Below are 22,688 nucleotides of genomic sequence, written 5' to 3'. Positions count from 1 at the left end.
ACGAACACCACCACCGGCCCGGCAAAGCCCCCGCCCCCGCTGTCATCAAGGCCGAGCGGTAGCCACCCCCGCATCGCTCCCCTCCCTCGCCCCGCGCGGCAGCTTCGGCGGGGTGTAGTCCCGCATGGCCTTCGAGGCCGGGTCCGGGCGGACCGCGCCCAGGATGGGGTTCGATGCGATGGGGGAGACCTTGACCTTTGAACCCGGGCGGGGGGCCTGGATGATCATGCCGTCGCCCAGGTACATGGCGATATGCGTGGCCTTGGGGAAGTAGACGATCAAGTCGCCGGGGCGGAGCTTTCGCAGGGGGACGTGGGGGAGTTCCGCCCACTGTTCCTGTGATGTGCGCGGGATTTCCTTGCCTGCTGCCGCCCATGCCTCCGATGTCAGTCCCGAGCAGTCGTACGACTTGGGGCCCTCCGCGCCCCACTTGTACGGTTTGCCGATCTGGCGGACCGCGTAGTCGAGGGCCGAGTTCCCGCGTCGGGATGGTGCCTTCGCCGACGCAGGACCGCCCAGGGCTCCGGATGCCATGAACTTGCGCTGGGCCTCTGCCGTTCCCGACTCCTCCGCCTTCGCAAGCTCTGCCAGCTGCTTCGGGGTGAGAGCGGCGAGCAGTTCCTCGACGTCTTTGAGTTGGCCCTCGACCGTGTCCCGTGCCTTCTTCTGGCGTGCGGCCAGGGCGACTTGGGACTCGTAGGCCCGCTTCGCCGTTGCTGCCAGCTCCGCCGCCTTCTTCTCGCCCCCGACAAGCCGTTTCACCGTCGCCGCCCGTTCCGCCGCGACCCGGCCGATCACATGGCCCTGGTCAAGCGCCTGTTGCGGATCGCGCGCCAGGAGGAGGCGTACGTAGGGGGAGAACTCCGTGGTGCCTGTGCCCTGGTACTGCTGGCGGGCGAAACGTCCCGCGTCGCCCCTGCTGTCGCGCACCGAAGTCCGCGCCTTGGCCAGGCCGCGGTTGAGGCGGGTGACCTCGGCGCGCTGTTCCTTGAGCTTCTCCTCGGTCGCGTTGTACTTCTCCGTGGCCTCCTCCGCCTTCTGGTAGAGGTCCTGAAGGTCCGTCAGGAGGACGGAGACGGGGCGCTCGTCTGTCTCGTCCGGGTCCGGGGCGGCGTATGCAGGGGGTGTCGCGGTCAGCAGTGCTCCTACCGCCGTACCCGTACAGACCCATCGCAGCAGCCTGCCTGACATGCCATCACCTCCGGCGCGGCGGCGGCCATTCCGCCCCGCACCGTGAGCATCGACCGGTCCGGCAGGGGCCGCCTCCGGGCCGTGGGCGGGTTGGTGGAATCGGGTCACTCGTCCAGGGAGTCGCGGCGCGGCGCTCTTGCCTGCCCGCTCCCGAGTCACTCCTCCGGCTTGCGCTCCGGCTTTGACCACGGCCACTTCAGGCCCGACCCGGGCTTGTCGCCCTCCGGGTCGTACTCGTACATCCAGCCCGGGTGGAGTCCGAGCCGCTTCCCCGCGGCCTTGGCCACGCGGCGGTACACGAGCACCGTCGGCTCGCCGCCCGCCTCGTCCGGGACCGGGACGCGGTACACCTTGGGCGGGTGGCCGGTGGGGCCGAGCAGGATGGGCAGGACGCGGCCGTCCAGGGGGCCACCCACGAAGGGGGTGTCTTCGCTCTTCACCGGACCAGTGTCACAGCCGGCCCCGGCGTCCGCTCACAGCAGGTGCGCCGCGTCGCTCACCACGGGCAGGACCCGGCGCGCGAGCGAACCGGCGGGGCCCTCCGCCGTCTCCAGGGCGAGCGCGGCCCGTACCGCCTCCGCGGTCTGCGGGTCACGGCCCGCCGCGGCCACGAGCACCGCCATGAACTGCTCGACGAGCCAGTCCCGCAGCTCGTCCAGCGGCGGCCGCTTCTCCTCGTCGAGCCAGATCAGCGACGCCGCCTCGACCGAGGTGATCCACATCCGGACGGTCATCCGAAGGCGCGGGCCCGAAGCCCCAGCGACCTCCAGGTGGGCGAGTATGTGCTCGGCGGCGGCCCTGCGCACCCCGTCCACGATGGCCGTCGTACGCGAGGTCTCCACGACGCTGCCGCCCTGGAGCAGCGCGCTGAACCCCGCGTCGTGCTGGTCGACGAAGGCGAGATAGCGGTCGAGCGCGTTGCCCAGGCGCCGGGTGAGGGGGCCGTCCGGCGGTTCGGCGAAGCACTGCTCGAGATCGTCGGCCGCCGAGCGGAGCGCCGCCTCGTACAGCTGCTGCTTGCCGCCCGGGAAGTAGCGGTAGACCAGCGGCCGGGACACCCCGGCCGCCTCCGCCACGTCGTCGAGGGAGACCTCGTCCGGCGCGCGCACCGCGAAGAGGGACAGGGCGGCTTCGAGCAGTTGCCGCCGCCGCTCCTCGACGCTGAGGCGCCGGTACGCGCGGGTGGGAGCAGGCGAGGTCATGCCCCGCAGCGTATCCGCCCTTTCGAACAAGCGCCCCGAAACAGCCTCAGGCAAGCAGCCCCGAGCTCTTCCACAGCCGGCGCCCCGCGCCCCGAAGGACCCCGATCTCGTCCAGGAAGTCGGTAAGACGCCTGGCCCCCGTCTGCATCACCTCGCGGCGGTGGCCGCTCGCCTTCACCTGGGCCATGGCCTCGCGCTTGTCCAGGCCGACGTTCGTGTACACCTCGGGGTTGATGAAGGCGATGGAGAAGATCCGGGCGAACTCGCCCGACGTCAGGCGGGTGAACTCCTGGGACCAGCGCGGGGCGGTCACCATCTGGCGGCGCAGCTCCTCACGGGCGTACCGCACATGGCGTGCCTCCTCCACGACGTGGATCCGGGTGACACCGCGGACCAGGGTCTGGACCCGCTCGTCGGGGAACGTGAGTCGCTGCATCCAGTCGAGGATCTCCTCGCCGAGCAGCGTTGCCGTGAACGAGCCGGGCGTCGTGGAGATCGTTTTGAAGAGACGGCCGAGGTTCCGGTGGACCGTGCTGACCGGGTAGTACGGGGTGTCCCCGCGGGTGATCAGGCGCGCGAACATCTTCGAGTGCCGGCACTCGTCCTCGATCTCCGTGAGTGCGTAGCGCACATGCGCGCTCGTCGCCGGCTTGTCGTAGATGTGGCGTACGAGGAGCTGCATCAGGATCAGTTCGAACCAGATGCCCAGGGAGGCAAGGGCGGCCGCCTCGTGCTGGGAGAGCGCGATGCGCTGCGCCTCGCTCATCCGCCGCCATATCGGGGTGTCGTACAAGGACAGCAGCTCCGGCGGCCAGAACCACTTGCCCTCCTCGAAGGGCGCCGCCCAGTCGAGCTCCTTGTCGGGGTCGAAGGAGTGCTTGGCGGAAGAGTCGAGCAGCCGCTCGGCCACCTGCTCCCGGTCCTTGAGCAGGCCCAGCGCGTCCCGCAGTCCTTCGAGTGCCGCGTCCTCCGTCATGGTCGTCATGCCTGTGTCCCTGTCTCGTCGTCGTCTCGCGTCACAGTTACCGGCGGTCACGACTTATGAGACTGCCTGTCAGCAAGGCCGTCAATCCCTCTCGCACGACTTGTTGACCCGGCGTCAGCGGCCGTGTGAGCCTGCAAAGCGGGGACGAGTGCAAGGCGCCACGAGGTTTTCCAAGGCCATCCCTAGGAGCCGTCAGTGTCCACGTACGAGCTGTACACGCATGCCCCGGACGACACCGTCTGGCAGATACCGGCGAAGGGCGCGGCCCGCTTCAGCTGGGAGTATGACGAGGGTCGCGAGCGCCTCCTCGCCCTCTACCAGAAGGGCAAGGACAAGCAGTGGGACGGCGCCAAGCGCATCGCCTGGGACCTGGAGGTCGACCCGCTCGACCCGCTCGGCACCCCCGACGAGTCGATGTCGCTGTACGGCACCCGCCACTGGGACAAGATGACCGAGCGCGACCGGGGCGAGCTGCGCAAGCACTACGCCTCCTGGCAGTTCAGCCAGTTCCTGCACGGCGAGCAGGGCGCGATGGTGTGCGCGGCCCGCATCGTGGAGTCCGTCCCCGACCTGGACGCGAAGTTCTACTCCGCGACCCAGACCATGGACGAGGCGCGGCACGCGGAGATCTACGGCCGCTTCCTGCACGAGAAGATCGGGATGCTCTATCCCATCAACGACAACCTCAAGGCGCTGCTCGGCGACACCCTGCGCGACTCCCGCTGGGACATGCCGTATCTGGGGATGCAGGTCCTCATCGAGGGCCTCGCGCTCGCCGCGTTCGGCATGATCCGCGACACCACGGACAAGCCCCTGCCCAAGCAGATCCTGGCGTACGTGATGCAGGACGAGGCCCGGCACGTGGCCTTCGGACGGATGGCCCTTCGCGACTACTACAAGCAGCTCACCGACGCCGAACGCCGCGAGCGCGAGGACTTCGTCATCGAGGGCTGCTACTTGATGCGGGACCGGCTGCGCGGAGTCGAGGTCCTGGAGAACTTCGGCATCCCCAAGGCGGAAGCCGAGGAGTGCAGCGAGAACTCCGAATTCCTCGCCCTCTTCCGGCAGTTGCTCTTCAGCCGCATCGTGCCGTGCGTCAAGGACATCGGCCTGTGGGGCAAGCGGCTGCAGGAGGCGTACGTCGACATGGGCGTCTTCGAGATGGGCAACGCCAACCTCGACCAGCTGATGGCGCAGGACGAGGAGATCGCGGAGAAGCTGGACGCGGAACGCTTCGCGGCCGAGGAGGGCGAGCGGGTCGCGGAGGTGGCGGACGCGATCGCGTCCGGCGAGACGGGCTGACGTCCCACCCTCACCGCCGCCGCGGCCACCGCGTGAGGGCCTGGGAACCGACGTCTTACGGCCGCGAAACCGTAGGCCGGACAGGGGCTCTCTACCGTCGCCTGGCATGACGGGGAACGCAGCCCACCGGCCCGACCGCGCCGGACTCACCGCCCGGACCCTCCGACTCCACACCCTGGCCGCCCGCGCCCTGCCGGGCTGGGGCAGCATCCGCGGCCGGGTGGCCGTGGTGCTCGCCGTGCCGACCTGCCTGCTGCTCGCGCTCACCGGACTCGGTGTCGCCGATCGCGCGGGGGACTGGTCCGCCGCCCGGGAGACCGGCGACCAGGTCGCCGTCCTGCTGCGCGCGCAGGACCTGGTCCGCGAGCTGCAGCGCGAACGCGGCCTCACCAACGGCCTGTTGGGCGGCGCCCGGCAGTACCGCGACGACGTGGCCGCGCAGCGGAAGCGTACCGACGACGCCCGCTCCGAACTGAGAGCGATGCTCTCGGAAGAGAGCGCCGATGACGCGAAGTCCACCGCCGCAGCTGTTCAGGACGCCCTCCTCTCGCTCGCCACCCTCACCACCACCCGCAGCGACGTCGACGACGGCACCGCGAGCCGCTCCCGCACCCTCGCCTTCTACACCGAAGCCGTCACCGCGCTCCTGGACGTCCCGTCCGCCCCGGCCCGCACGGCCTCCGCCACCGACCGCCGCGTCACCGACGGCACCGGAGCCCTGCAATCCCTGGGCCGCGCCACCGAAGCTGTCGCCCTCGAACGCGGCTCCCTCAACGGCGTGTTCGCCGCGGGCCGCTTCCGCACCGGCGAGTACCTGGACTTCACCGAACTGCGCGCCACGCGCCTCGCCGCCCTGCGCCAGTACGCCGAACTCGCCGCGCCCGAGCAGAAGTCCGCCCTCGACCGCGTCTTCAAGACCGACGCCGCCCGGCGCGTCTCCGCCTACGAGAAGCGCGCCGAGGGCGGCGCCGACCGCTCCGCCCTCGATGTCGACCCCGCCCGCTGGTGGACCGCGATGACCACCCTCGTCGACGACCTGCACGACGTACAGCGCCAGGTCGGCGACGACGTCCGCACCCACGCCGCCGACAGCGGCTCCGCGGCCACCCGCCAGCTCGTCGGCTTCGTCGCCCTCGGCGGGCTCATCCTCGCCGTCGCCACCGCGCTCGCCCTGTTCTCCGCGCGCTCCATCACCCGGCCGCTCGGCGCCCTCGCCGATGAGGCCGACGCCGTCGCGGGCAGCCGGCTGCCCGCCGCCGTACGGCGTATCCAGGAGGCCGAGCCGGACGACGAGATCACCCGCAAGGCCGTGGACGAACCCCAACGCCCCGGCAGCGCACGGGAGATCACCCGTCTCGCCACCGCCCTCGCCAACGTCGAACGCACCGCCACCGACCTCGCCGGCGAACAGGCCGTCCTGCGCCGCAACAGCACCGAGTCCCTCGCCAGCCTCGGCCGCCGCAACCAGGCCCTGCTCGGCCGCCAGCTGGGCCTCATCACCACCCTGGAGAGCCAGGAACTCGACCCCGACGCCCTGGCCGAACTCTTCGAACTCGACCACCTCGCCACACGGATGCGCCGCAACGCCGAGTCCCTCCTCGTCCTCGCCGGCGAAGAGAGCCCGCCCCGCGCCTGGCCCGGCACCGTCGCCGTGAGCGAGGTCGTGCAGTCGGCGGTCGCGGAGGTCGAGCAGTACCAGCGGGTGCGCACCGTGGAGGTCGAGGGCGGCCGCATCCGCGGGCACGCCGTCGCCGAGGTCTCCCATCTCCTCGCCGAACTCATCGAGAACGCCCTGGTGTTCAGCCCGCCCCTGAACCCCGTGGAGATCTACGGCTGGCGCGACGGCACCGAGTACTGCCTGGCCGTCGTCGACCGCGGCATCGGCATGACGGAGGAGAACCTCACCCGCTCCAACGCCCGCCTCTCGGGCCGCGAGCCCTTCCTCATCGCGCCAACCCGGTTCCTCGGCCACTACGTCGTCGGCACCCTCGCGGCCCGCCTCGGCGCCCACGTCGAGCTCCGCCCCACCGAGGGCTCCGGCATCACCGCGTACGTGGCGCTGCCCGCCGCGCTCCTCCAGGAGCCGCGGCAGCAACCCGCCGCGGCCCACGTACCCGGGTGAGTTCCCGCATGACGACTACGACCCGTCCAGGACGGCCTCCATCACCGCCTTCGCGATCGGCGCCGCGCTGCCGCCCCCGCTGATGTCCCCGCGGTCCGCCGCCGCGTCCTCCACCACCACCGCCACCGCAACCGACGGCTGTGCCTCGCCGGACCTCTGCGCCCAGGAGATGAACCAGGCATACGGCGTCCCGGAGTTGTCGATGCCGTGCTGGGCCGTGCCCGTCTTGCCGCCGACCGCCACGCCGGGGATCGCCGCGTTCGAGCCGGTGCCCTCCTCGACGACGTCGGTCATCAGCTCCCGCAGCTGCATCGCCGTGGCGGGGTTCATCGCCCGCCGGAGGGTCTGGGTGCCGTGGGTGTTCACCACGTCGCCGTCGTCGGTGGTCGTCCGGTCCACCAGGTAAGGGGCCTCGACCGAGCCGCCGTTGGCCACGGCCGCCGAGACCATCGCCATCTGCAGGGGCGTGGCCCGTGTGTCGTACTGGCCGATGGAGGAGAGCGCGAGCTGCGCCTGGTCCATGGACGTGTCGAAGTTGCTGGCCGCGACGGAGGAGGGGATCTTCAGGCCGGTGTCGTTGAAGCCGAAGTTCCGCGCCGTGCCCACCATGTCGGCCAGGCCCGTGTCCGCGCCGAGCTTGGCGAAGACCGTGTTGCAGGACCATGCGAAGGCGTACCGGAGGGTCGCGTTCTTACAGCCCTCGACCTCGTTCGTCAGCTTCGTGGTGGTTCCGGGCAGCCTGTAGGGGCTGGGGGACTTGGTGGCGGCGTCCAGGTCCGTGACCGTGCCCGAGTCCAGGGCCGCCGCGGCCGTCACCACCTTGAACGTCGAACCGGGCGGGTACGTCTGGCGGATCGCGCGGTTCAGCATCGGTTTGGCGGCGCTGTTGTTCAGCGCCGCCCAGGACCTCGCCACCGACGAGCTGGTCCCGGAGAGCCGCCCGGGATCGTACGAGGGCGTGCTCACCAGGGCGAGGATCTTCCCGGTGGACGGCTCGATGGCGGCGACCGCGCCCTTCTTCCCGCCGAGACCGGCGTACGCGGCCTGCTGCGCCGCCGCCTTGATCGTCGTCTGCACCTTGCCGCCGGGGTTCTGGTCGCGGCTGATGTCGTTCCAGAAGGGCAGCGGGGCGAGCATCGGGTCGGTGCCGGAGAGGATGTCGTCCTCGGCGTTCTCAAGCAGGGTCGTGCCGTAGACCTGCGAGGCGTAGCCGGTCACCGGCGCGTACAACGGGCCGTTCTTGTACGTCCGTTCATAGCGCAGCTGCTCACCGGTGTCCTTGGAGCCGGTGACCGCGCGGCCGTCGACCATGATGTCGCCGCGCGGCTGGCCGAACCGGGTGATGGCCTGGCGGCGGTTGGCGGGGTTCCCGTCCAGGGAGTCGGACTGCACGATCTGCACCCGGGTCGCGTTCACGAGCAGGGCGATCAGGAGCAGCGCGCAGAACGCCGCGGCATGGCGGATGTACCGGGTCACGACGGCTCCTGGGGGAGGGGCTGGCTGCGGGCCGAGTCGCTGACCCGGATGAGCAGCGCCACGATGATCCAGTTGGTGACGACCGACGAGCCGCCCTGTGCCAGGAAGGGCATCGCCATGCCGGTCAGCGGGATCAGGCCGGTCACGCCGCCCGCGATCACGAACACCTGGAGCGCGATGATCGAGGCGAGCCCCACCGCGAGCAGCCGCCCGAAGGCGTCCCGCAGCGCGAGCCCGGCACGGAAGCCGCGCTCCACCAGAAGGGCGTAGAGCAGGAAGATCGCGGTGAGCCCCGCGAGGCCGAGCTCCTCGCCGGCCGTCGCCAGGATGAAGTCGGACTTCGCGGCGAAGCCGATGAGGATGGAGTGCCCGTCCCCGAGCCCGGTGCCGAGCATCCCGCCGGCCGCGAACGCGAAGAGGGACTGGGCGAGTTGATTGGGACCCTCGCCCGCGTCGATGGAGGCGAAGGGGTGCAGCCAGTCCTCGACCCGGCTGTGCACATGGGGTTCGAGCGAGCCGACGGCGAACGCGCCGAACCCCGCGAGCAGCAGGCCGACCGCGATCCAGCCGGTGCGCCCGGTGGCCACGTACAGCAGGATCACGAAGAGCCCGAAGAAGAGCAGCGAGGTCCCGAGGTCCCGTTCGAGGACGAGCACCCCGACGCTGAGCAGCCAGATCGCGACGATCGGCCCGAGCACCCGGCCGGTCGGCAGCTGGAGCCGCTTCAGCTTCCAGACGGTGCGGCCGGTGTAGGCGAGCGCGTTGCGGTTGGCGGCCAGATAGCTGGCGAAGAAGACCGCGAGCAGGATCTTCGCGAACTCGCCGGGCTGGATGGAGAATCCGCCGATCCTGATCCAGATCCGGGCGCCGTTCACCGCCGGGAAGAAGATCGGCACGATCATCAGGATCAGCGCGGCGACGACGGAGATGTACGCGTACCGCTGGAGCACACGGTGGTCGCGCAGGAAGACGACGACGCCGATGAAGAGCGCCACGCCGACCGTGGACCAGACGAGTTGGGTGGGCGCCGCCTCGTCGCCCGGCGTCTCCAGGTCGAGCCGGTAGATGAGCACCAGACCAAGACCGTTGAGCAGCACGGCGATCGGAAGGAGCAGCGGATCGGCGTACGGCGCGCGGAAGCGGACCGCGAGATGGGCGAGGAGCGCGAGCACTCCGAGCCCGGCGCCGTAACCGGCGGCGCCGGGCGGGACGGTGCCGTTCTTGGCGAGCCCGACATCGCAGTAGCCGTAGACCGAGAGCAGCACGGCCACGACGATCAGGGTGAATTCGGTGCCACGGCGCCGGGGGACGCGAACAGCGGGTACGGAGGGAGGTGCCGAGCCCACTGTTGTTCCGGTCATGCCCGGAACGTAGCAAGCGATAGGCCCCAATGTCCGTTTATGTCACCGTGCCCTTGCGATACGTCAGCACCAGCGGGGAGATGGCCCGATGGTCTTGATGTAGTGGGCGGCGCCCCAGGCCCAGGTGCCGTCGGTGAGCAGATACCAGCGGTTGTTGTGGTGCACCGTGTCGCCGGTCGTCTTGCAGAAGATGTGCACGATCGCGCCGTACGGCTCGCTGCGGATCACCGCACTGCCGCGGGTGGGGGCGGTGCGGAGCAGCAGCCCCGACTTGGCCGTGACGCGGCCCTTGTAGAGGCGCGGGTGATCGTTGTTCGCGCCGTCGGCCGCGATGGCGGGGCCGGTGACGGTGAGCGCGGCGAGTGCGCCGCCGGCGGCGGCTATGCCGAGCCGGGTGAGGGTCGCGGTGGGCCGAAGGGACATGGGGCCTCCTCTAGCGGTGGAACGGGACCAAGGCGACCCATAGCCATAGGCCGCAATTCACACTAAAAGTGGCACGGTGGGTGCGCAAAAGGTCACGCGGCGTCAGACCGCCCGTCAAACCGCCCGTCAGGCTGTCCCGTCGGCACCCTTGGCGCAGGTCGCGTCGGACTCCTCGTACGGCAGCGTCAGCGTCGCCACCGCGCCGCCGTCCACCGCGTTCGCGAAGGTGAGGCTCGCGCCGAGGACCGCCGCCTGCCCCAGAGCGATCGTCAGACCGAGCCCGTGACCCTTGCTGGTCCCCTCCGTGCGGAACCGCTGCGGCCCGTGTTCCACCAGGTAGGCGGGGTAACCGTCGCCGTGATCGCGCACCGAGACGACCGGCCCGTCGACGGTCACGACGACCGGCTGCCGCCCGTACTTGCCGGCGTTGGCCAGCAGATTCCCGAGCACCCGCTCCAGGCGCCGACGGTCGGTCAGCACACAGACATCGCGTACGACGACGAGCTCGGCCCCGAGTCCCGAACCCCGCACGGCACGCTCGGCCAGTGGGGCGAGATGGTGGTCGTCCAGCTCGACCCGCTCGCTCTTCGCGTCGAGCCGGGAGATCTCAAGGAGGTCCTCGGTGAGGGTGCGCAGGGCGGCCACCCGGTCGCGCACCAGCTCGGTGGGCCGGCCCGGCGGCAGCAGCTCGGCCGCCGCGTGCAGACCGGTCAGCGGGGTGCGCAGCTCGTGCGCGACGTCCGCGGTGAACCGCTGCTCGCTCTGCAGCTTGCCCTGCAGCGACGACGCCATCGTGTCGAGGGCGGCGGCGACCGCCGCCACCTCGTCCTGATGCCGCTGCGGCTCCTGCGTCCGCGGATCGTCCACCCGGGCGTCCAGGTCGCCCGCGCTGATCCGGCGCGCCACCGTCGCCGTCTGGTGCAGGCGCCGCGTCACCCGCGTCACGGCGAACGCGCCGACCAGGAGCGTCGCCCCGATGGCGAGCACCGACGAGCCGAGGATCGCCCGGTCGAGCCCGTCGATGGTGCGGGCGCCCTGGGCGTAGTCGACCTCCACGGCGATGGCACGGCCGCCGTCGGCGGGCCCCGCGGCCCACATCGTCGGCCGGGAGTCGCGCGGGCCGACCATCGTGGCCCGCTCGCCGCCGGCCGCGAGCTCCCGCAGCCGCGCGGGAAGACCGGGCGGGTCGACGCCCGCCCCCGGCCCGAGCCGGTCGCCCGCCTCGTACGCCTTGGTGACGTCCTCGAGGCGGGTGAGGGCGCGCTCGCGGGCCTGGCCGACGGTCTGGTTGGTCACCGAGACATGGACGAGCGCGCCGAGCAGCGCGGCGAGCGCGCAGCACATGACCGCGATGAAGAGCGCGGCCTTCCAGGTGAGGGTCGCCGTCCAGGCGGGGAGCCGCGGCCCGCGCGGCTGCGCGTGGCTCATGCGGAGTCGCTCGGGGACGGCGTGGGGGCGGGCTTCTCGGTCGGGCTCCCCGTCGGCTTCGGCGTCGGCTTCTTGGAGGGCTTCGGCGACGGGGCGTCAGCGGACCGCACGATCTCGTCGCTGGTCGGCAGCATCGTCTTCTGGTGGGAGTCCCAGGACCAGACGGTGCGGTACTCGTACCCCGGCTGGCTGGAGACGGCGCGGACGATCACGTCATGGCCGGCCAGCTCGACGCCGAGCACCGCGTCGCCCGTCTCCATGATCTGGGTCAACTGCCGCTTCTCCAGGGCGTAGGCGCGGATGTTCAGATTCTCGTCGTGCCCCTCGACCAGCCGGATGCCGACGATCAGGTCGTCCTTCCCGTCGCCGGTGAGATCGCGGTAGTACGCCTTGAGCACGGGGCAGTCGCCGGTGCCGTGGCCGCAGGTCCGGAGCTTGGCGAGGGTCTCCTTGTAGGTGTCGTCGGAGCGGCTGTACAGACCCGGGTTCTTGTCGAAGTCGGTCCGGGCGACGGTGACCGGGTCGACCTTGTGCAGATCTCCGCCCGGTACGGCGACGCCCTTGACCGGCAGGCTCTCTATGACGCCGTAGTCCTCGGCGGGCGCCGACGGGGGCGGCAGCTTCGGCCACAGGTGGACGGGGCCGTCGGCGGTGGGCGTCGGGCCCGCGCTGCGCAGGTCGCCGGGGTCGCCGCAGCCGCCGGCCAGCAGAACCGCGGACAGGCTGAGGGCGGCGACGAGCGCGAGACGGCTCCGGTTCACAGCACTCCTGCCTGCGTGATGGGCTACGGCGCGAGATCGGCGTAGAGAATGATGTTGTCGGTGCGGTGACCATTCTTGATCGGTCCGCCGCAGGTCAGCAGGCGCAGCTCGGGCCGGTCGGTCGCCCCGTACACCTTATGGGTGGGGAAGTTCTCTTTGTCCACCTGCTGAATCTCCCGCACCTTGAATGTCGCGGTGCTGCCGTCGGCCCGCGGCACCTCGATCTCGTCCCCCATTCTGACCTTCGCCACATCCTTCATCAGCGCGGGGCCCCGTGCCGTGTCGTAGTGCGCGACGAGCACGGCCGCCCCCTTCTCGCCGGGGGTGACACCGCCGGTCCACCAGCCGGGCTCGTCCGCCTTGTCGACGGGCGGCACGCCGAGCGCTCCGTCCGCACCCACGGCCAGGTCGAGCATCGACGTCGCGTCGACACCGGCAGCCGGTATCCGCAGCCCCGTAGGCCGTGACTTCTCCAGCGGCGCCTGGGGCTGGGCGGCGGGAGCGGCCTTGGCGTTGTTCACCTTCACGTCGGGCGCGGGAGAGCCGGACCCCTGTCCGCAGGCGATCAGACCGACGCCGAGCGCGCCGGTCAGCGCGGCGGCGGCGACGATGCGGGCGGTGGGGCGGCGCTTGGCGGGGGCTTCGAAGGCGGCTTCTTCGGTGGGGGTGCTCACTTCAGGCTCCTACGGTGCGTGGGGGACTCCTGCGAGGTTAAATGTCCGCTATTGCAGCGATTCGGCGGCTGTGTAACGACGACCCATAGGTACGCGGGGTAATCGTGCGGGGCAATCGGGCGAGTGGGCGGGAAATGCTTGTTCGTCAGAGTTCGCCTGCGGGGCGCCCCCGCGTATTGCCCAAGGCGCGCCCCGGCTGGTCCCATGGGCAAGGGGTGATGGCATGACAGGACTGCGCGTCATACCGGCCTGGCGCCACGGCCAGGAAAGGCTCTACGTCTGTCTCGCGGACGGCGCAAACGTGGCCTGGTACGACAGGGAATCGGCCCGGGTGAACCTGCTGAGCGAGGACCGCAGGGATGACGTCCTGCACGTCCTCGCCCCGTTCCTGACCGGCGGCTATTCGGTCGGCCCGCCACCCGTGCCGACCCCGTCCGAACTGGCCCGGCTCGCGCTCCACCCGGACGACGACCTCGCCCCGAACCGGCCCGGCGAGGCCCTCCTGATCGCCCTGGACCGCGACCCGGCGCCCGCCCGCAGGCTGCGCGCCGACCCGCGGCGCCGCGCGCTCGCGGCGGAGCAGGCGGTCGGCGAGGTGCTCGACGGACTCGAAGCGGCGGGCTGGTACACCCTGCACTCGGTCCCGCTGCCCGGCGGCGCCCGCATCCACCACCTGGTGATCGGCCCCGGCGGCCTCTTCGGCATCCGTACGCTCGCGGCCCGCAAGCAGCGGGTGCGGATCGCCGACCCGATGGTCGCGGTCGGCCGCTCGGAACCGCAGCCGCTGCTGCGGGAGCTGCGCGCCGACGCGGACCGGGCGTCCTTCGCGCTGACCGCCGAGATCCGCCCGGTGCTCGCCCTCTCCGGGGCGGCGGGCCTCGCCATGGCCGAGCCGCCGCGCGGGGTGCGGATCGTGCGCGACGAGGAGATCTCCTCGCTCGCGGGCACCGGCGGCGTCCTGAAACCGGCCGATGTGGCGGCGCTGCACGCGATGGCACGCGACCGCCACACCTGGCTGCGGCTCTAACTCCTCACAGGCTCCTCACAGGTTGTCCCCCCAACCGCCCTGGATCATGGTCTGGAAGGCCCAGGCGCCGCCCCGCTTCACCAGGATGTCGGCGTACCGCAGCTGCTGCGTCTCGCCGTTCGCGGTCATGACCGAGTCGGTGAAGACCACGGCCATGGCGGGGGAGAGGAAGACGGGTGTGCGCGTGGACTCGAAGCTGATGTCCTCGCTCCCGTCGCCCATCACATGCGTCATGGTCGCGACGAACTGTTCCCGGTCCCACTGCGTGGAGCGCCCGTCGCCCGCGGAGTCGTCGCTGACCAGGTTGAGCGGGAAGACGGCCAGATCGGCCATGCGCTCCACGTCGCGCTTGGCGCTGTGGGCGTCGTACTCGGCGAACCAGGCGGCCAGGCTCGCGCGGTCCTCGTCGGTCGGGACGTATCCGGTCTCGGGCAGGAAGGTCACGCGGTCTCCTAATCAAGCTTGACTACTTACGGAGGAAGGTATGCTCGATCCGGTCATTAGTCAAACTTGATTAGCTGTGATGTGGGTCACTCTTCGTTCTGGTCGGCATTCTGGTCAGCGGAAGCGGACCACCACCGCCGTCGCGTGCCGGGTCGTGTTCTGTCTGACCTCCACCGTGACGGGTGGATCGGACGGCAGTGCGGCATAGGTGACCTCGCCGATCCCGATGGCGGTCGCCGTCCCCTCGCCCTTCGCCTCGGGCAGCGCGGCCGCGGCCGCCGTCTGCAGCGCGGGAGTCAGCGGCGACGACACCACGGGCGTGCCGTCCCCCGGCAGTACGAGCACCAGCGCGTGCGGCCGGGCCGGACTCCCGGTGAAGCCGATGACGGCCGCGTCCCGGGTGTCGCTGTGCCGCAGCTTCAGCCACGCGCGCGTGGCACCCCGGTAGGCCCCGTCGAGCCGCTTGATCACCAGGCCTTCGACGCCGGTCGCGGTCAGGGTCTCGTACCAGGTCAGGGCGAGCTCGCGGTCGGTCGTCATCGGCACGGGCTGCAGGGGCGGGCCGAGCGGTCCGAGGAGGCGTACGAGGCGTGCGCGCCGCTCCTCGTAAGGCAGGGCGCGGCAGTCGTCGCCGTCCTCGGCGAGCAGATCGAAGGCGGCGTACGAAGCGGGGAGTTCGCGCGCGAGCAGGGCGGCCCGCGCGCGTGTGGCGTTGGCGCGCTGCTGCACGGCCCCGAAGTCGATGCCCTCCTCGACCCAGACGACGACCTCGCCGTCGAGCACGGTCCCCGCGGGCAGCCGGCGCGCGGCCTCGGCGAGGTCGGGGAACGCGGTGGTGACGAGCCGGCCCGACCGGGCCTGCAGCATCACCCGGCGACGCTCGGTGATCACGACCAGCCGATGCCCGTCGAACTTGGGCTCGAAGGCCCAGCCGGTGCCGTCGGGCAGCGAGGTGACGGACTCGGCGAGGGCGACCCGCACCGGAAGGCTGATCATGAGGGACCCGATCGGGGGAGCGGCCGGGCGCGGTTCGCGTTGATCAGCGGGCCGAGCAGATCCCCGTACCGCTGGAGGCGGGGCGCGATGTCCGCCGCCCGGAAGACGAGCTGCTCCGGGGTGCCGCACTGCTCCACTTCCTCCCAGGTCACCGGGGTGGAGACGGTCGGCTCTGGGCGGGCGCGCAGGGTGTAGGGGGTGGCGGTCGTCTTCGCCGCGGCGTTCTGGCTGAAGTCGACGAAGACCTTGCCGGGGCGCAGGTTCCTGGCCATCCGGTGGACGACGAGGGCGGGCAGCGCGCGCTCGGCCTCCTTCGCGAGTTCCTTCGCGTACGCGGTGACGTCATCGGACGGCGTCGGCTCCAGCGGGCAGAGCAGGTGCAGGCCCTTGGAGCCGGAGGTCTTCGCGTACACGTACAGGCCGTCGGCCCGGAGCCGGTCCCGCAGCCAGAGGCCGGCCCGGCAGCACTCGACGACGGTGGCGGGGGCGCCGGGGTCCAGGTCGAGGACGAGTCGGTCGGCGACGGCGGGGGTGTCCGCCTGCCACTGCGGGGTGTGGAACTCCGTGACGAGGTTGGCGGCCCATATGAGGGTGGCGAGGTCGTTGACGACGATCTGCCGGGCGTTGCCGTCCGAGCGCGGCACGTCGGCGGTGCGCACCCAGGACGGGGTGCCCGGCGGCACGTTCTTGGCGAAGAAGCGCTGGCCGTCCGGGCCGTCCGGGAAGCGGAGGAAGGAGACCGGGCGGTTGTAGAGGTGGGCGAGGAGGGAGCCCGCCGTGCTGGCGTAGTAGTGCAGCATCTCGCCCTTGGTGAAGCCCGTGGCCGGGTACAGCACCTTCTCCAGATTGCTGAGGGCCAGCCGCCGCCCCTCCACCTCGGTGATCGGCGTCATACCATGAGAGTCGCATGAATCGGAACAAACCACCCCGAAAGTACTCCCCGCTAGTACTCCTCGGAACTACTCCTCGACTGAGAGGCGCCTGACGTGCGATCCATATGGAACGGTGCGATCTCCTTCGGTCTTGTCAGCATCCCGATCAAGCTCGTGAACGCCACCGAGAGCCACTCCGTCTCCTTCCGGCAGATCCATCTGGAGGACGGGGGGCGGATCCGCTACCGCAAGGTGTGCGAGCTGGAGGAGAAGGAGGTGACGTCCGCCGAGATCGGCAAGGCCTACGAGGAGGCGGACGGGTCGATGATCCCGATCACGGATGCGGATCTGGCCTCCTTGCCCATTCCGACCGCCAAGACGATCGAGATCGTGGCCTTCGTGCCGGGTGACCGGATCGATCCGTTGCAGATGGACGCGGCGTACTACCTGTCGGCGAACGGGGTGCCTGCAGCCAAGCCGTACACGCTGCTGCGGGAGGCGCTGAAGCGCAGCCAGAAGGTGGCGATCGCCAAGTACGCGCTGCGGGGGCGGGAGCGGCTCGGGATGCTGCGGGTGGTGGACGACGTCATCGCGATGCACGGTCTGCTGTGGCCGGACGAGATCCGTGCCCCGGAGGGGGTCGCGCCCGACACGGAGGTCAAGATCCGTGACGCGGAACTGGATCTGGCGGACGCCCTGATGGACACGCTCGGCGAGGTCGAGATGTCGTCCCTCCATGACGACTACCGCGCGGCGGTGGAGGAACTCATCGCCTCCAAGGCGGAGGGCAAGACCCCGGCGGAGCCGGCCGCTGCCGGTGCCCGTGGTGGCAAGGTGATCGACCTGATGGCCGCGCTGGAGAGCAGTGTGCGGGCGGCGCGGAGTGCGCGGGGCGAGGAGGAGAAGGAGAAGGAGGCCGAGGTCACGCCGCTGGCCTCGCGTCGGAAGCGGGCGCCGGCCGCGCCGAAGCAGGTGGGCGGGAAGAAGTCCGTTTCGGCGGCGAAGAAGACGGCCAAGAAGACGACCGCTACGAAGTCGACCGCTACGAAGTCCACTGCCAAGAAGTCGACTGCGACGAAGTCGACGTCCGCGAAGAAGTCGACGTCCGGGACAAAGGCCGCGGCGAAGAAGGCTGCGCCGAAGAAGCGGGCCTCGGCTTAGTGGCTGTGCGGGGCTGTTCGTCTTGGGGGCGGGGCCGCGCCGGTATGTCCGTACTCGCCATCTCGGTCCGAGCGTCTTGCTGCTTCGGCTCGCGAGCGCTGCGTACCGTGCTCCGTGCGGACATACCGACACGTCCCCTCGCGTCTCGATGCCGGGTTTCGGGCCGTCTCTTCATGCGGTCGTGCAGGTCTCTGAGTACCCCGGCTGGCGTCTTCAGGGTCGCCGGGAAGCCGTACGGCGGGAACTCTGGAGGAATGACCCAGGACAAGCAGACCGGATACCGGCCCGTCGTCTTCCGTGATCGTTCGGCGGGGTACGCCTTCCTGACCCGGTCCACCGCGTCGAGCGACCAGACGATCGAGTGGGACGACGGGGAGAAGTTCGAGCGGCGCTTCGGGGACGGGGCATGACCGATCTGCAGGCGCTGGCGGCCGAGGCTTATGTGTACGGCTCCCCGATGGTGCTCAGCCTCGACGAAGTCGATCGCTTCACCCGCAAGGGCTCGGGCTCGGTGGCGCCTGCCCCGTTCAACGAGTTCAGCCATGCGGGCGCGCTCGCCGGGCCCCGCGACAGCTTCGTGAGCGTCAACAACGACACGCTGTACTCCATGGCGCAGATCGATCTGTCGGGTGGGCCGCTGCTGCTCACCGTGCCGGACACCGGGGGGCGCTACTACGTCCTGCAGTTCGTGGACGCCTGGACCAACAACTTCGCGTACGTGGGGCGTCGTGCGACCGGCACCGGGGCGGCGAGTTTTCTGCTCACGCCGCCGGGGTGGGAGGAACTGGTGCCCGCGGGTGCCACCCGGATCTCCGTGCCGACCATGGTGGCGACGATCGTCGGGCGGTGGGCCTGCTCGGGGCCCGACGACGTGGCGGCGGTGCGGGAGCTCCAGGCGGAGACGCTCCTCGAGCCGTACTGGACGGCGTCCGGCGAGCCCGTGGGTCTGCCGACGCACGCGTACACCCCGGACGGCGAGCCGGAGCTGCTGTTCTTCGAGAAGCTGCGGGCGCGGATGGCGGCCTTTCCGCCCGCGGCGCCCGAGGTGGCGTATCAGCAGCGGTTCGCACCGCTGGGCCTGCTGGACCCGCAGAGCCCGTACGGGCAGGCCGCGCCCGAGCTCGCCGAGGCGCTGCGCGCGGGGTTCGCCGCGGGCAAGGAGCAGGTCGAGCAGGCCACGATGGAGGGCGGGGCTCCTGAGCAGAACGGGTGGAAGCTGGCGTATCACGCCTTCGACTACAACGCCGATCACTTCGAGGTCGGCACGCTCAAGGATCCCCAATGGGTGTGCAGGGATCGGGAGTTGGGGCATGCCATGCGTGCCGCGGCCGCCCGTGCCGGGCTCTGGGGCAATCACGGGTACGAAGCGGCGTACGCGATGACGTGGAACGACGAGGACGGCGAGCCGCTCGACGGGTCGCGCTCCTACACGCTGCGGTTCGAGAAACCGCCACCCGTCGACGCGTTCTGGTCGGTCACGATGTACGGCCTGCCGGACTACTACCTGGTCGACAACCCCGTCGACCGGTACTCGATCGGCGATCGCACCCCGGGTCTCGCGTACGGGGACGACGGCTCGCTCACGCTGCGCCTGCAGGCCGGGCGGCCCGCCGACGACAAGACGGCCGCCAACTGGCTGCCCACGCCCGAAGGGCGCTTCCGTCCTGTGGTGCGGATGTACACGCCGCGCGCCGCGGTCTTCGACGGGACGTATCAACTGCCGCCGGTGCGCCGTGATCGGGAGGGTGCGGGCGGTCAGGGCCCGCAGGAGTCGTCGACGTAGGTGCGAGCGAGTGCGCTCGCGCGCTTGCACCAGTCGGAGAGCACGGCGATCTCTTCCGGTGTGTAGTCCTCGAAGAGTTCTTCGAGGAGTGAGTAGTACGGGCCGTAGACGCTCCGCACCCGCTCGGCCGCGGCCGGCAGGGCGGTGACGCGCACCCGGCGCCGGTCGGCGGGGTCCGGCTGCCGGGTGACGAAACCGCCGCGCTCCAGGCGGTTGATGATGCCGGTCACCGCGCCCGTCGTCACATGCGCGCGCCCGGCCAGATCGCCCGCGGTCACCGGGGAGTCCCCGGCCTGCAGGATGTACGAGAAGCAGGCGAGGTCCGTGACGCTCAGGCCCAGGTTGCGGGCGAATTCCTGCTGGCCGACGACGCTCGTCGTGACGAGGTCGTCCATCGCGCCGAGCACGTCCTGGACGGAGGCCGCGGGGCGGCGCTTGCCCTCCATTGAAACCCCTTAGCGCGTAAGATAAATTCCTCACTTGCTAAGGCATTGTAGGTCTTGCGCCGGTGGCTCGACCACGGCACGCCGTGGCAGGGGGGCACCGGCGGCGCGAGGAGGCAGGCACGTGAGCACGCACGACGACGGCCACACCATCGCCGGTTGGGTCGGCTGCACGATCGGTACGGTCGGGGCCCTGGTCGCCGGCATGGGCGTAACCGGCTGGGACCCGGGGATCTGGCTGGGGCTCGGCATCATGGTGGTGGCCCTGCTCGTCACGTGGGCGCTGCACCTGGCGGGCTGGGGCAAGCCGTCGGGCCCGCGTCCGGCCGGCCGCCGCACTTTCCGGACCAAGGACCACGCTGCCCGCGAGGGACACGACAACTGCGTCGGCTGCCGGATGGCGGGACGGCGAGGTGCGCGGGCGGTTTCCTAAGCGACCGAGCCCCAGGGTCGCGCCCCGAAGGGGCGCGGGGAACTGCGCGCCCGGCCCCGACGGACCCGCAGTCGCCCGACGGCACGACACGGCAGACCCGGTGGAGCGCTCACCTGTCCAACGCGGGAGCGATGATCGCAAAGGCCCGGTCCGTCAGCCCGCCGGCATCCTCCGCACCGTCGCTGTCGCTCCACCGCTGCAGCACGGTGTCGAAGGCGGTCAGAGCGACCCCGGCGGCCAGCTGCGGAAAGAGATCGGTGGCGGGGGCGAGGCCCAGACGATCGGCCACCTCCGCCGCCAGCTCGTCGCGCCACTGCGCCTGGCGTTCCAGGAAGCGGGCGCGCAGGGCCGGCGTGCCCAGGATCAGCTGCACCACGCGCAGCGCCTGTTCGGAATGGCCGGCGCAGGCGTTCACGGAGACCAGGACGGTGTGCCGCAGGGCCGCGGACAGTGACTCCTCGGACGGGCGGCCCGCCAGCTCCGCGCGCATGTCGGCGCCCATGTCGGCCAGGAACTGGACGACGACGTCCTCCTTGGACGCGAAGTACCGGAAGAACGTCCGCTTGGACACGCCTGCGGTGGCCACGATCTCGTCGACCGTGACCGCGTCGAACCCCTTGCTGGCCAGCAGTTTCAGTGCTGCTCCGGTCAGCTCGTCCGCGACGAGCTGACGCTTGCGCTGGGCCAGGGTCACTTCTGGGCGGGTAGTCACCCCTGCATCGTATACGCCATGGCGCCGATGGCACCCAGGCGCGGCTTGACACTCGATGCCACGTGGGGCAACTTGTGTCGTATGAACAGTCAGCAGCGCTGGACGACCGAGCAGATCCCCGACCAGAGCAACCGTGTGTTCGTCGTCACCGGAGCCAACAGCGGCCTCGGTCTGGCGACCACGCGTGCGCTCGCCCGCAAGGGCGCGAACGTGATCCTGGCCGTGCGCGACGAGGCCAAGGGACGCCGGGCGGTCGCCGAGATCACCGCCGGCCAGCCGGACGCGCAGCTCGAGGTGCGCCGTCTCGACCTGGCTGATCTGGACTCGGTGCGCGACTTCGCCGACGGGCTGCGCGCCGACCATGCGCGCCTGGACGTGCTCGTCAACAACGCCGGTGTGATGGCGCCGCCCCGCACGCTCAGCGCGCAGGGCCACGAGCTGCAGTTCGCCGCCAACCACCTCGGCCACTTCGCGCTGACCGGGCTGCTCCTCGACCAGCTGTCGGCGGGCGACAACCCCCGTGTGGTCACGGTGAGTTCGGCCAACCACCGGCAGGCGAAGTTCTTCTTCGACGACCTCTCCGGCGAGCGCAAGTACTCGCCCATGGGCTACTACAACCAGTCGAAGCTCGCCAACGCCGTCTTCGGCTGGGAGCTGCACCAGCGGCTGACCGCGGCGGGCAGCCCGGTGCGCAGCGTGCTCGCCCACCCCGGCTACACGCTGACCAACCTGCAGACGAGCTCGCCGGTCGGCATGGTGAAGCTGCTGTTCGGCAAGATCCTCTCGCCGCTCGCGCAGACCCCGGACCAGGGCGCGCTCTCCCAGCTGTACGCGGCGACCGCCCCGGACATGGAGGGCGGCCAGTTCATCGGTCCCGACGGCATGGGCGAACTGCGCGGTGCGCCCAAGCGGGTTCAGCTCGCCCCGTCGGCCGCCGATGCCGCCACCGGGCGCAAGCTGTGGGATCTTTCGGAGGAGCTGACCGCCGTCAAGTTCGCCTTCCCGGCGGCGGCTTGAGCGACGTACGACCCGAACTGAACGAGCGCCGAAGGAACATGTAGGTGACCGCGAAAATCGAGACCGGACCGTGGATCCGCCGGTACCGCCCCGCCCCCAACGCGCGGGCGAGGCTGCTGTGTCTGCCGCACGCCGGCGGCTCCGCGCCGTTCTACCTCCCGTTCGCCCGCTCCATCGGCCCCGAGGTGGAGGTGCTCGCCGTCCAGTACCCGGGGCGCCATGACCGGTACGACGAGCCGGGTGTGGACTCCATCGGCGGCCTGGCCGACGCGCTGCTCCCCGAGGTGCTCCCGTACGGGGACCGGCCGCTGGCGATCTTCGGGCACAGCATGGGCGCCATGATCGCCTTCGAACTCGCCCTGCGTCTCGAGGAGAAGGGGGCCGGGCCGCTCGTCGTCTTCGCGTCGGGGCGACGCGCACCGTCCCGGCGGCGTGCGGACGACAGCCCCGTGCATCTGCGCGACGAGGACGGCCTGATCGCGGAGTTGCGGGCGCTCAACGGCACCGATACGCGGGTGTTCGAGGACAAGGACCTGTTGCGGATGGCGCTGCCCGCCATCCGCAACGACTACAAGGCGGCTGAAACCTACCGCTACGTCCCGGGACCCCGTCTCGCGGCTCCCGTCCGCGGGCATGTGGGCGACGACGACCCCAGGGCGACCCTGGACGAGGTGCGTTCGTGGAGCGAGCACACGGACGGCGGCTTCGAGCTGCGCACCTATCCGGGCGGCCATTTCTATCTGAGCGACCAGATGCAGGTCGTCGCGGCAGCCGTGCGCGAGCAGATCTCCGATTTGCTGGTGCAGAGGGGTGCGGCGGAGTCGTAAGGGAGCATCAATATCAGGTGCCCGGTTTTGAATCCGGCCTCTTGCGAG

The 22,688-nt window shown here is 70.8% G+C and carries 23 protein-coding genes and 1 pseudogene; 9 read left to right on the top strand and 15 right to left on the bottom strand.

All coding sequences use genetic code 11. The features are described from left to right. Positions 1-45 precede the first annotated feature (45 nt). From AB0G47_RS11855 to AB0G47_RS11840, 4 genes are all read right to left on the bottom strand, one after another. A complete protein-coding gene (locus tag AB0G47_RS11855) occupies positions 46-1,191 on the bottom strand; it encodes an NlpC/P60 family protein (RefSeq protein WP_360767360.1) in 1,146 nt (381 codons plus the stop codon). 155 nt (positions 1,192-1,346) lie between these two features. Then, a complete protein-coding gene (locus AB0G47_RS11850) occupies positions 1,347-1,631 on the bottom strand; it encodes a hypothetical protein (RefSeq protein WP_360767357.1) in 285 nt (94 codons plus the stop codon). A 33-nt stretch (positions 1,632-1,664) separates the two neighbouring features. Continuing rightward, positions 1,665-2,393: a helix-turn-helix domain-containing protein gene (locus AB0G47_RS11845; protein ID WP_360767354.1), complete on the bottom strand. Its 729-nt coding sequence runs from the start codon at positions 2,391-2,393 to the stop codon at positions 1,665-1,667. Between the two features lie 46 nt (positions 2,394-2,439). Then, entirely contained in the window at positions 2,440-3,378 is a 939-nt protein-coding gene (locus AB0G47_RS11840) for a diiron oxygenase (protein WP_360767352.1), read from the bottom strand. Between the two features lie 195 nt (positions 3,379-3,573). On the opposite strand from AB0G47_RS11840, the gene AB0G47_RS11835 reads away from it, so the two are divergent. Both AB0G47_RS11835 and AB0G47_RS11830 read left to right on the top strand, forming a co-directional pair. Next, positions 3,574-4,680: a ferritin-like domain-containing protein gene (locus AB0G47_RS11835; RefSeq protein WP_360767349.1), complete on the top strand. Its 1,107-nt coding sequence runs from the start codon at positions 3,574-3,576 to the stop codon at positions 4,678-4,680. Positions 4,681-4,786: 106 nt separating this feature from the next. After that, entirely contained in the window at positions 4,787-6,802 is a 2,016-nt protein-coding gene (locus tag AB0G47_RS11830; protein ID WP_360767346.1) for a nitrate- and nitrite sensing domain-containing protein, read from the top strand. 15 nt (positions 6,803-6,817) lie between these two features. Here AB0G47_RS11830 and AB0G47_RS11825 read toward each other — a convergent pair whose 3' ends face one another. The 6 genes from AB0G47_RS11825 to AB0G47_RS11800 all read right to left on the bottom strand — a co-directional run bounded on the left by AB0G47_RS11825 (position 6,818) and on the right by AB0G47_RS11800 (position 12,862). After that, entirely contained in the window at positions 6,818-8,278 is a 1,461-nt protein-coding gene (locus AB0G47_RS11825; RefSeq protein ID WP_360767343.1) for a penicillin-binding transpeptidase domain-containing protein, read from the bottom strand. Beyond that, a complete protein-coding gene (locus tag AB0G47_RS11820) occupies positions 8,275-9,639 on the bottom strand; it encodes an FtsW/RodA/SpoVE family cell cycle protein (protein ID WP_360767340.1) in 1,365 nt (454 codons plus the stop codon). Before AB0G47_RS11820 ends, AB0G47_RS11825 begins: the two co-directional genes overlap by 4 nt. Positions 9,640-9,702: 63 nt before the next feature. Beyond that, positions 9,703-10,062 carry an SH3 domain-containing protein gene (locus tag AB0G47_RS11815; RefSeq protein WP_360767336.1) on the bottom strand — a complete coding sequence of 120 codons (360 nt, stop codon included), beginning with the start codon at positions 10,060-10,062 and terminating at the stop codon, positions 9,703-9,705. A gap of 126 nt (positions 10,063-10,188) precedes the next feature. Then, positions 10,189-11,490, bottom strand: coding sequence for a HAMP domain-containing sensor histidine kinase (locus AB0G47_RS11810; protein WP_360767334.1), 1,302 nt, complete (start codon positions 11,488-11,490; stop codon positions 10,189-10,191). After that, positions 11,487-12,251 carry a hypothetical protein gene (locus tag AB0G47_RS11805; RefSeq protein ID WP_360767331.1) on the bottom strand — a complete coding sequence of 255 codons (765 nt, stop codon included), beginning with the start codon at positions 12,249-12,251 and terminating at the stop codon, positions 11,487-11,489. The genes AB0G47_RS11810 and AB0G47_RS11805 overlap by 4 nt, the downstream gene beginning before the upstream one ends. A gap of 23 nt (positions 12,252-12,274) precedes the next feature. Then, positions 12,275-12,862 carry a class F sortase gene (locus AB0G47_RS11800; RefSeq protein ID WP_360767997.1) on the bottom strand — a complete coding sequence of 196 codons (588 nt, stop codon included), beginning with the start codon at positions 12,860-12,862 and terminating at the stop codon, positions 12,275-12,277. Positions 12,863-13,148: 286 nt separating this feature from the next. Here AB0G47_RS11800 and AB0G47_RS11795 point away from each other — a divergent pair, with 286 nt between their 5' ends. Then, complete coding sequence (locus AB0G47_RS11795) at positions 13,149-13,952, top strand: nuclease-related domain-containing protein (RefSeq protein WP_360767328.1); 804 nt, start codon at positions 13,149-13,151, stop codon at positions 13,950-13,952. A gap of 15 nt (positions 13,953-13,967) precedes the next feature. Here the strand turns inward: AB0G47_RS11795 and AB0G47_RS11790 are convergent, their stop codons facing one another. From AB0G47_RS11790 to ligD, 3 genes are all read right to left on the bottom strand, one after another. Next, the gene (locus AB0G47_RS11790; RefSeq protein ID WP_360767325.1) at positions 13,968-14,396 is read right to left on the bottom strand and encodes a DUF4440 domain-containing protein; all 429 of its coding nucleotides are present in this window, start codon (positions 14,394-14,396) and stop codon (positions 13,968-13,970) included. A gap of 114 nt (positions 14,397-14,510) precedes the next feature. Then, on the bottom strand, positions 14,511-15,392 hold the full coding sequence (locus tag AB0G47_RS11785) for an RNA ligase family protein (RefSeq protein ID WP_360767322.1): 882 nt from the start codon (positions 15,390-15,392) through the stop codon (positions 14,511-14,513). Continuing rightward, on the bottom strand, positions 15,389-16,285 hold the full coding sequence (gene ligD, locus AB0G47_RS11780; RefSeq protein WP_360767319.1) for a non-homologous end-joining DNA ligase: 897 nt from the start codon (positions 16,283-16,285) through the stop codon (positions 15,389-15,391). Before ligD ends, AB0G47_RS11785 begins: the two co-directional genes overlap by 4 nt. A gap of 93 nt (positions 16,286-16,378) precedes the next feature. Here ligD and AB0G47_RS11775 point away from each other — a divergent pair, with 93 nt between their 5' ends. The 3 genes and pseudogenes from AB0G47_RS11775 (at position 16,379) to AB0G47_RS11765 (ending at position 19,208) form a co-directional block, all read left to right on the top strand. After that, positions 16,379-17,425 carry a Ku protein gene (locus AB0G47_RS11775; protein ID WP_360767317.1) on the top strand — a complete coding sequence of 349 codons (1,047 nt, stop codon included), beginning with the start codon at positions 16,379-16,381 and terminating at the stop codon, positions 17,423-17,425. A 254-nt stretch (positions 17,426-17,679) separates the two neighbouring features. Beyond that, positions 17,680-17,802, top strand: a pseudogene (locus AB0G47_RS11770) (50S ribosomal protein L31); the annotation flags it as partial. 29 nt (positions 17,803-17,831) lie between these two features. After that, positions 17,832-19,208: a DUF1254 domain-containing protein gene (locus AB0G47_RS11765; RefSeq protein WP_360767314.1), complete on the top strand. Its 1,377-nt coding sequence runs from the start codon at positions 17,832-17,834 to the stop codon at positions 19,206-19,208. Here AB0G47_RS11765 and AB0G47_RS11760 read toward each other — a convergent pair. Beyond that, positions 19,181-19,654: a MarR family transcriptional regulator gene (locus tag AB0G47_RS11760; protein WP_360767311.1), complete on the bottom strand. Its 474-nt coding sequence runs from the start codon at positions 19,652-19,654 to the stop codon at positions 19,181-19,183. The genes AB0G47_RS11765 and AB0G47_RS11760 overlap by 28 nt on opposite strands. Positions 19,655-19,775: 121 nt before the next feature. Here AB0G47_RS11760 and AB0G47_RS11755 point away from each other — a divergent pair, with 121 nt between their 5' ends. Beyond that, complete coding sequence (locus AB0G47_RS11755; RefSeq protein WP_360767309.1) at positions 19,776-20,084, top strand: HGxxPAAW family protein; 309 nt, start codon at positions 19,776-19,778, stop codon at positions 20,082-20,084. A 109-nt stretch (positions 20,085-20,193) separates the two neighbouring features. Here the strand turns inward: AB0G47_RS11755 and AB0G47_RS11750 are convergent, their stop codons facing one another. Continuing rightward, positions 20,194-20,796, bottom strand: coding sequence for a TetR family transcriptional regulator (locus tag AB0G47_RS11750; RefSeq protein ID WP_360767306.1), 603 nt, complete (start codon positions 20,794-20,796; stop codon positions 20,194-20,196). Positions 20,797-20,877: 81 nt separating this feature from the next. Here AB0G47_RS11750 and AB0G47_RS11745 point away from each other — a divergent pair, with 81 nt between their 5' ends. Both AB0G47_RS11745 and AB0G47_RS11740 read left to right on the top strand, forming a co-directional pair. After that, positions 20,878-21,813, top strand: coding sequence for an oxidoreductase (locus AB0G47_RS11745; protein WP_360767303.1), 936 nt, complete (start codon positions 20,878-20,880; stop codon positions 21,811-21,813). A gap of 44 nt (positions 21,814-21,857) precedes the next feature. Then, on the top strand, positions 21,858-22,640 hold the full coding sequence (locus AB0G47_RS11740; protein WP_360767301.1) for an alpha/beta fold hydrolase: 783 nt from the start codon (positions 21,858-21,860) through the stop codon (positions 22,638-22,640). Positions 22,641-22,688 lie beyond the last annotated feature (48 nt).

It is taken from the genome of Streptomyces sp. NPDC021622 (genome assembly GCF_040640795.1).
Lineage (GTDB): Bacteria > Actinomycetota > Actinomycetes > Streptomycetales > Streptomycetaceae > Streptomyces.
This window is presented reverse-complemented; position numbering and strand designations above follow the sequence as displayed.

Bases quoted from the DNA above. Each gene is read 5' to 3' on its own strand.
- AB0G47_RS11795 (WP_360767328.1), top strand. From the start codon at position 13,149: ATGACAGGACTGCGCGTCATACCGGCCTGGCGCCACGGCCAGGAAAGG.
- AB0G47_RS11765 (WP_360767314.1), top strand. From the start codon at position 17,832: ATGACCGATCTGCAGGCGCTGGCGGCCGAGGCTTATGTGTACGGCTCC.
- AB0G47_RS11815 (WP_360767336.1), bottom strand. From the start codon at position 10,062: ATGTCCCTTCGGCCCACCGCGACCCTCACCCGGCTCGGCATAGCCGCC.
- AB0G47_RS11785 (WP_360767322.1), bottom strand. From the start codon at position 15,392: ATGATCAGCCTTCCGGTGCGGGTCGCCCTCGCCGAGTCCGTCACCTCG.
- AB0G47_RS11840 (WP_360767352.1), bottom strand. From the start codon at position 3,378: ATGACGACCATGACGGAGGACGCGGCACTCGAAGGACTGCGGGACGCG.
- AB0G47_RS11855 (WP_360767360.1), bottom strand. From the start codon at position 1,191: ATGTCAGGCAGGCTGCTGCGATGGGTCTGTACGGGTACGGCGGTAGGA.
- AB0G47_RS11845 (WP_360767354.1), bottom strand. From the start codon at position 2,393: ATGACCTCGCCTGCTCCCACCCGCGCGTACCGGCGCCTCAGCGTCGAG.
- ligD (WP_360767319.1), bottom strand. From the start codon at position 16,285: ATGACGCCGATCACCGAGGTGGAGGGGCGGCGGCTGGCCCTCAGCAAT.
- AB0G47_RS11820 (WP_360767340.1), bottom strand. From the start codon at position 9,639: ATGACCGGAACAACAGTGGGCTCGGCACCTCCCTCCGTACCCGCTGTT.
- AB0G47_RS11760 (WP_360767311.1), bottom strand. From the start codon at position 19,654: ATGGAGGGCAAGCGCCGCCCCGCGGCCTCCGTCCAGGACGTGCTCGGC.
- AB0G47_RS11810 (WP_360767334.1), bottom strand. From the start codon at position 11,490: ATGAGCCACGCGCAGCCGCGCGGGCCGCGGCTCCCCGCCTGGACGGCG.
- AB0G47_RS11745 (WP_360767303.1), top strand. From the start codon at position 20,878: ATGAACAGTCAGCAGCGCTGGACGACCGAGCAGATCCCCGACCAGAGC.
- AB0G47_RS11830 (WP_360767346.1), top strand. From the start codon at position 4,787: ATGACGGGGAACGCAGCCCACCGGCCCGACCGCGCCGGACTCACCGCC.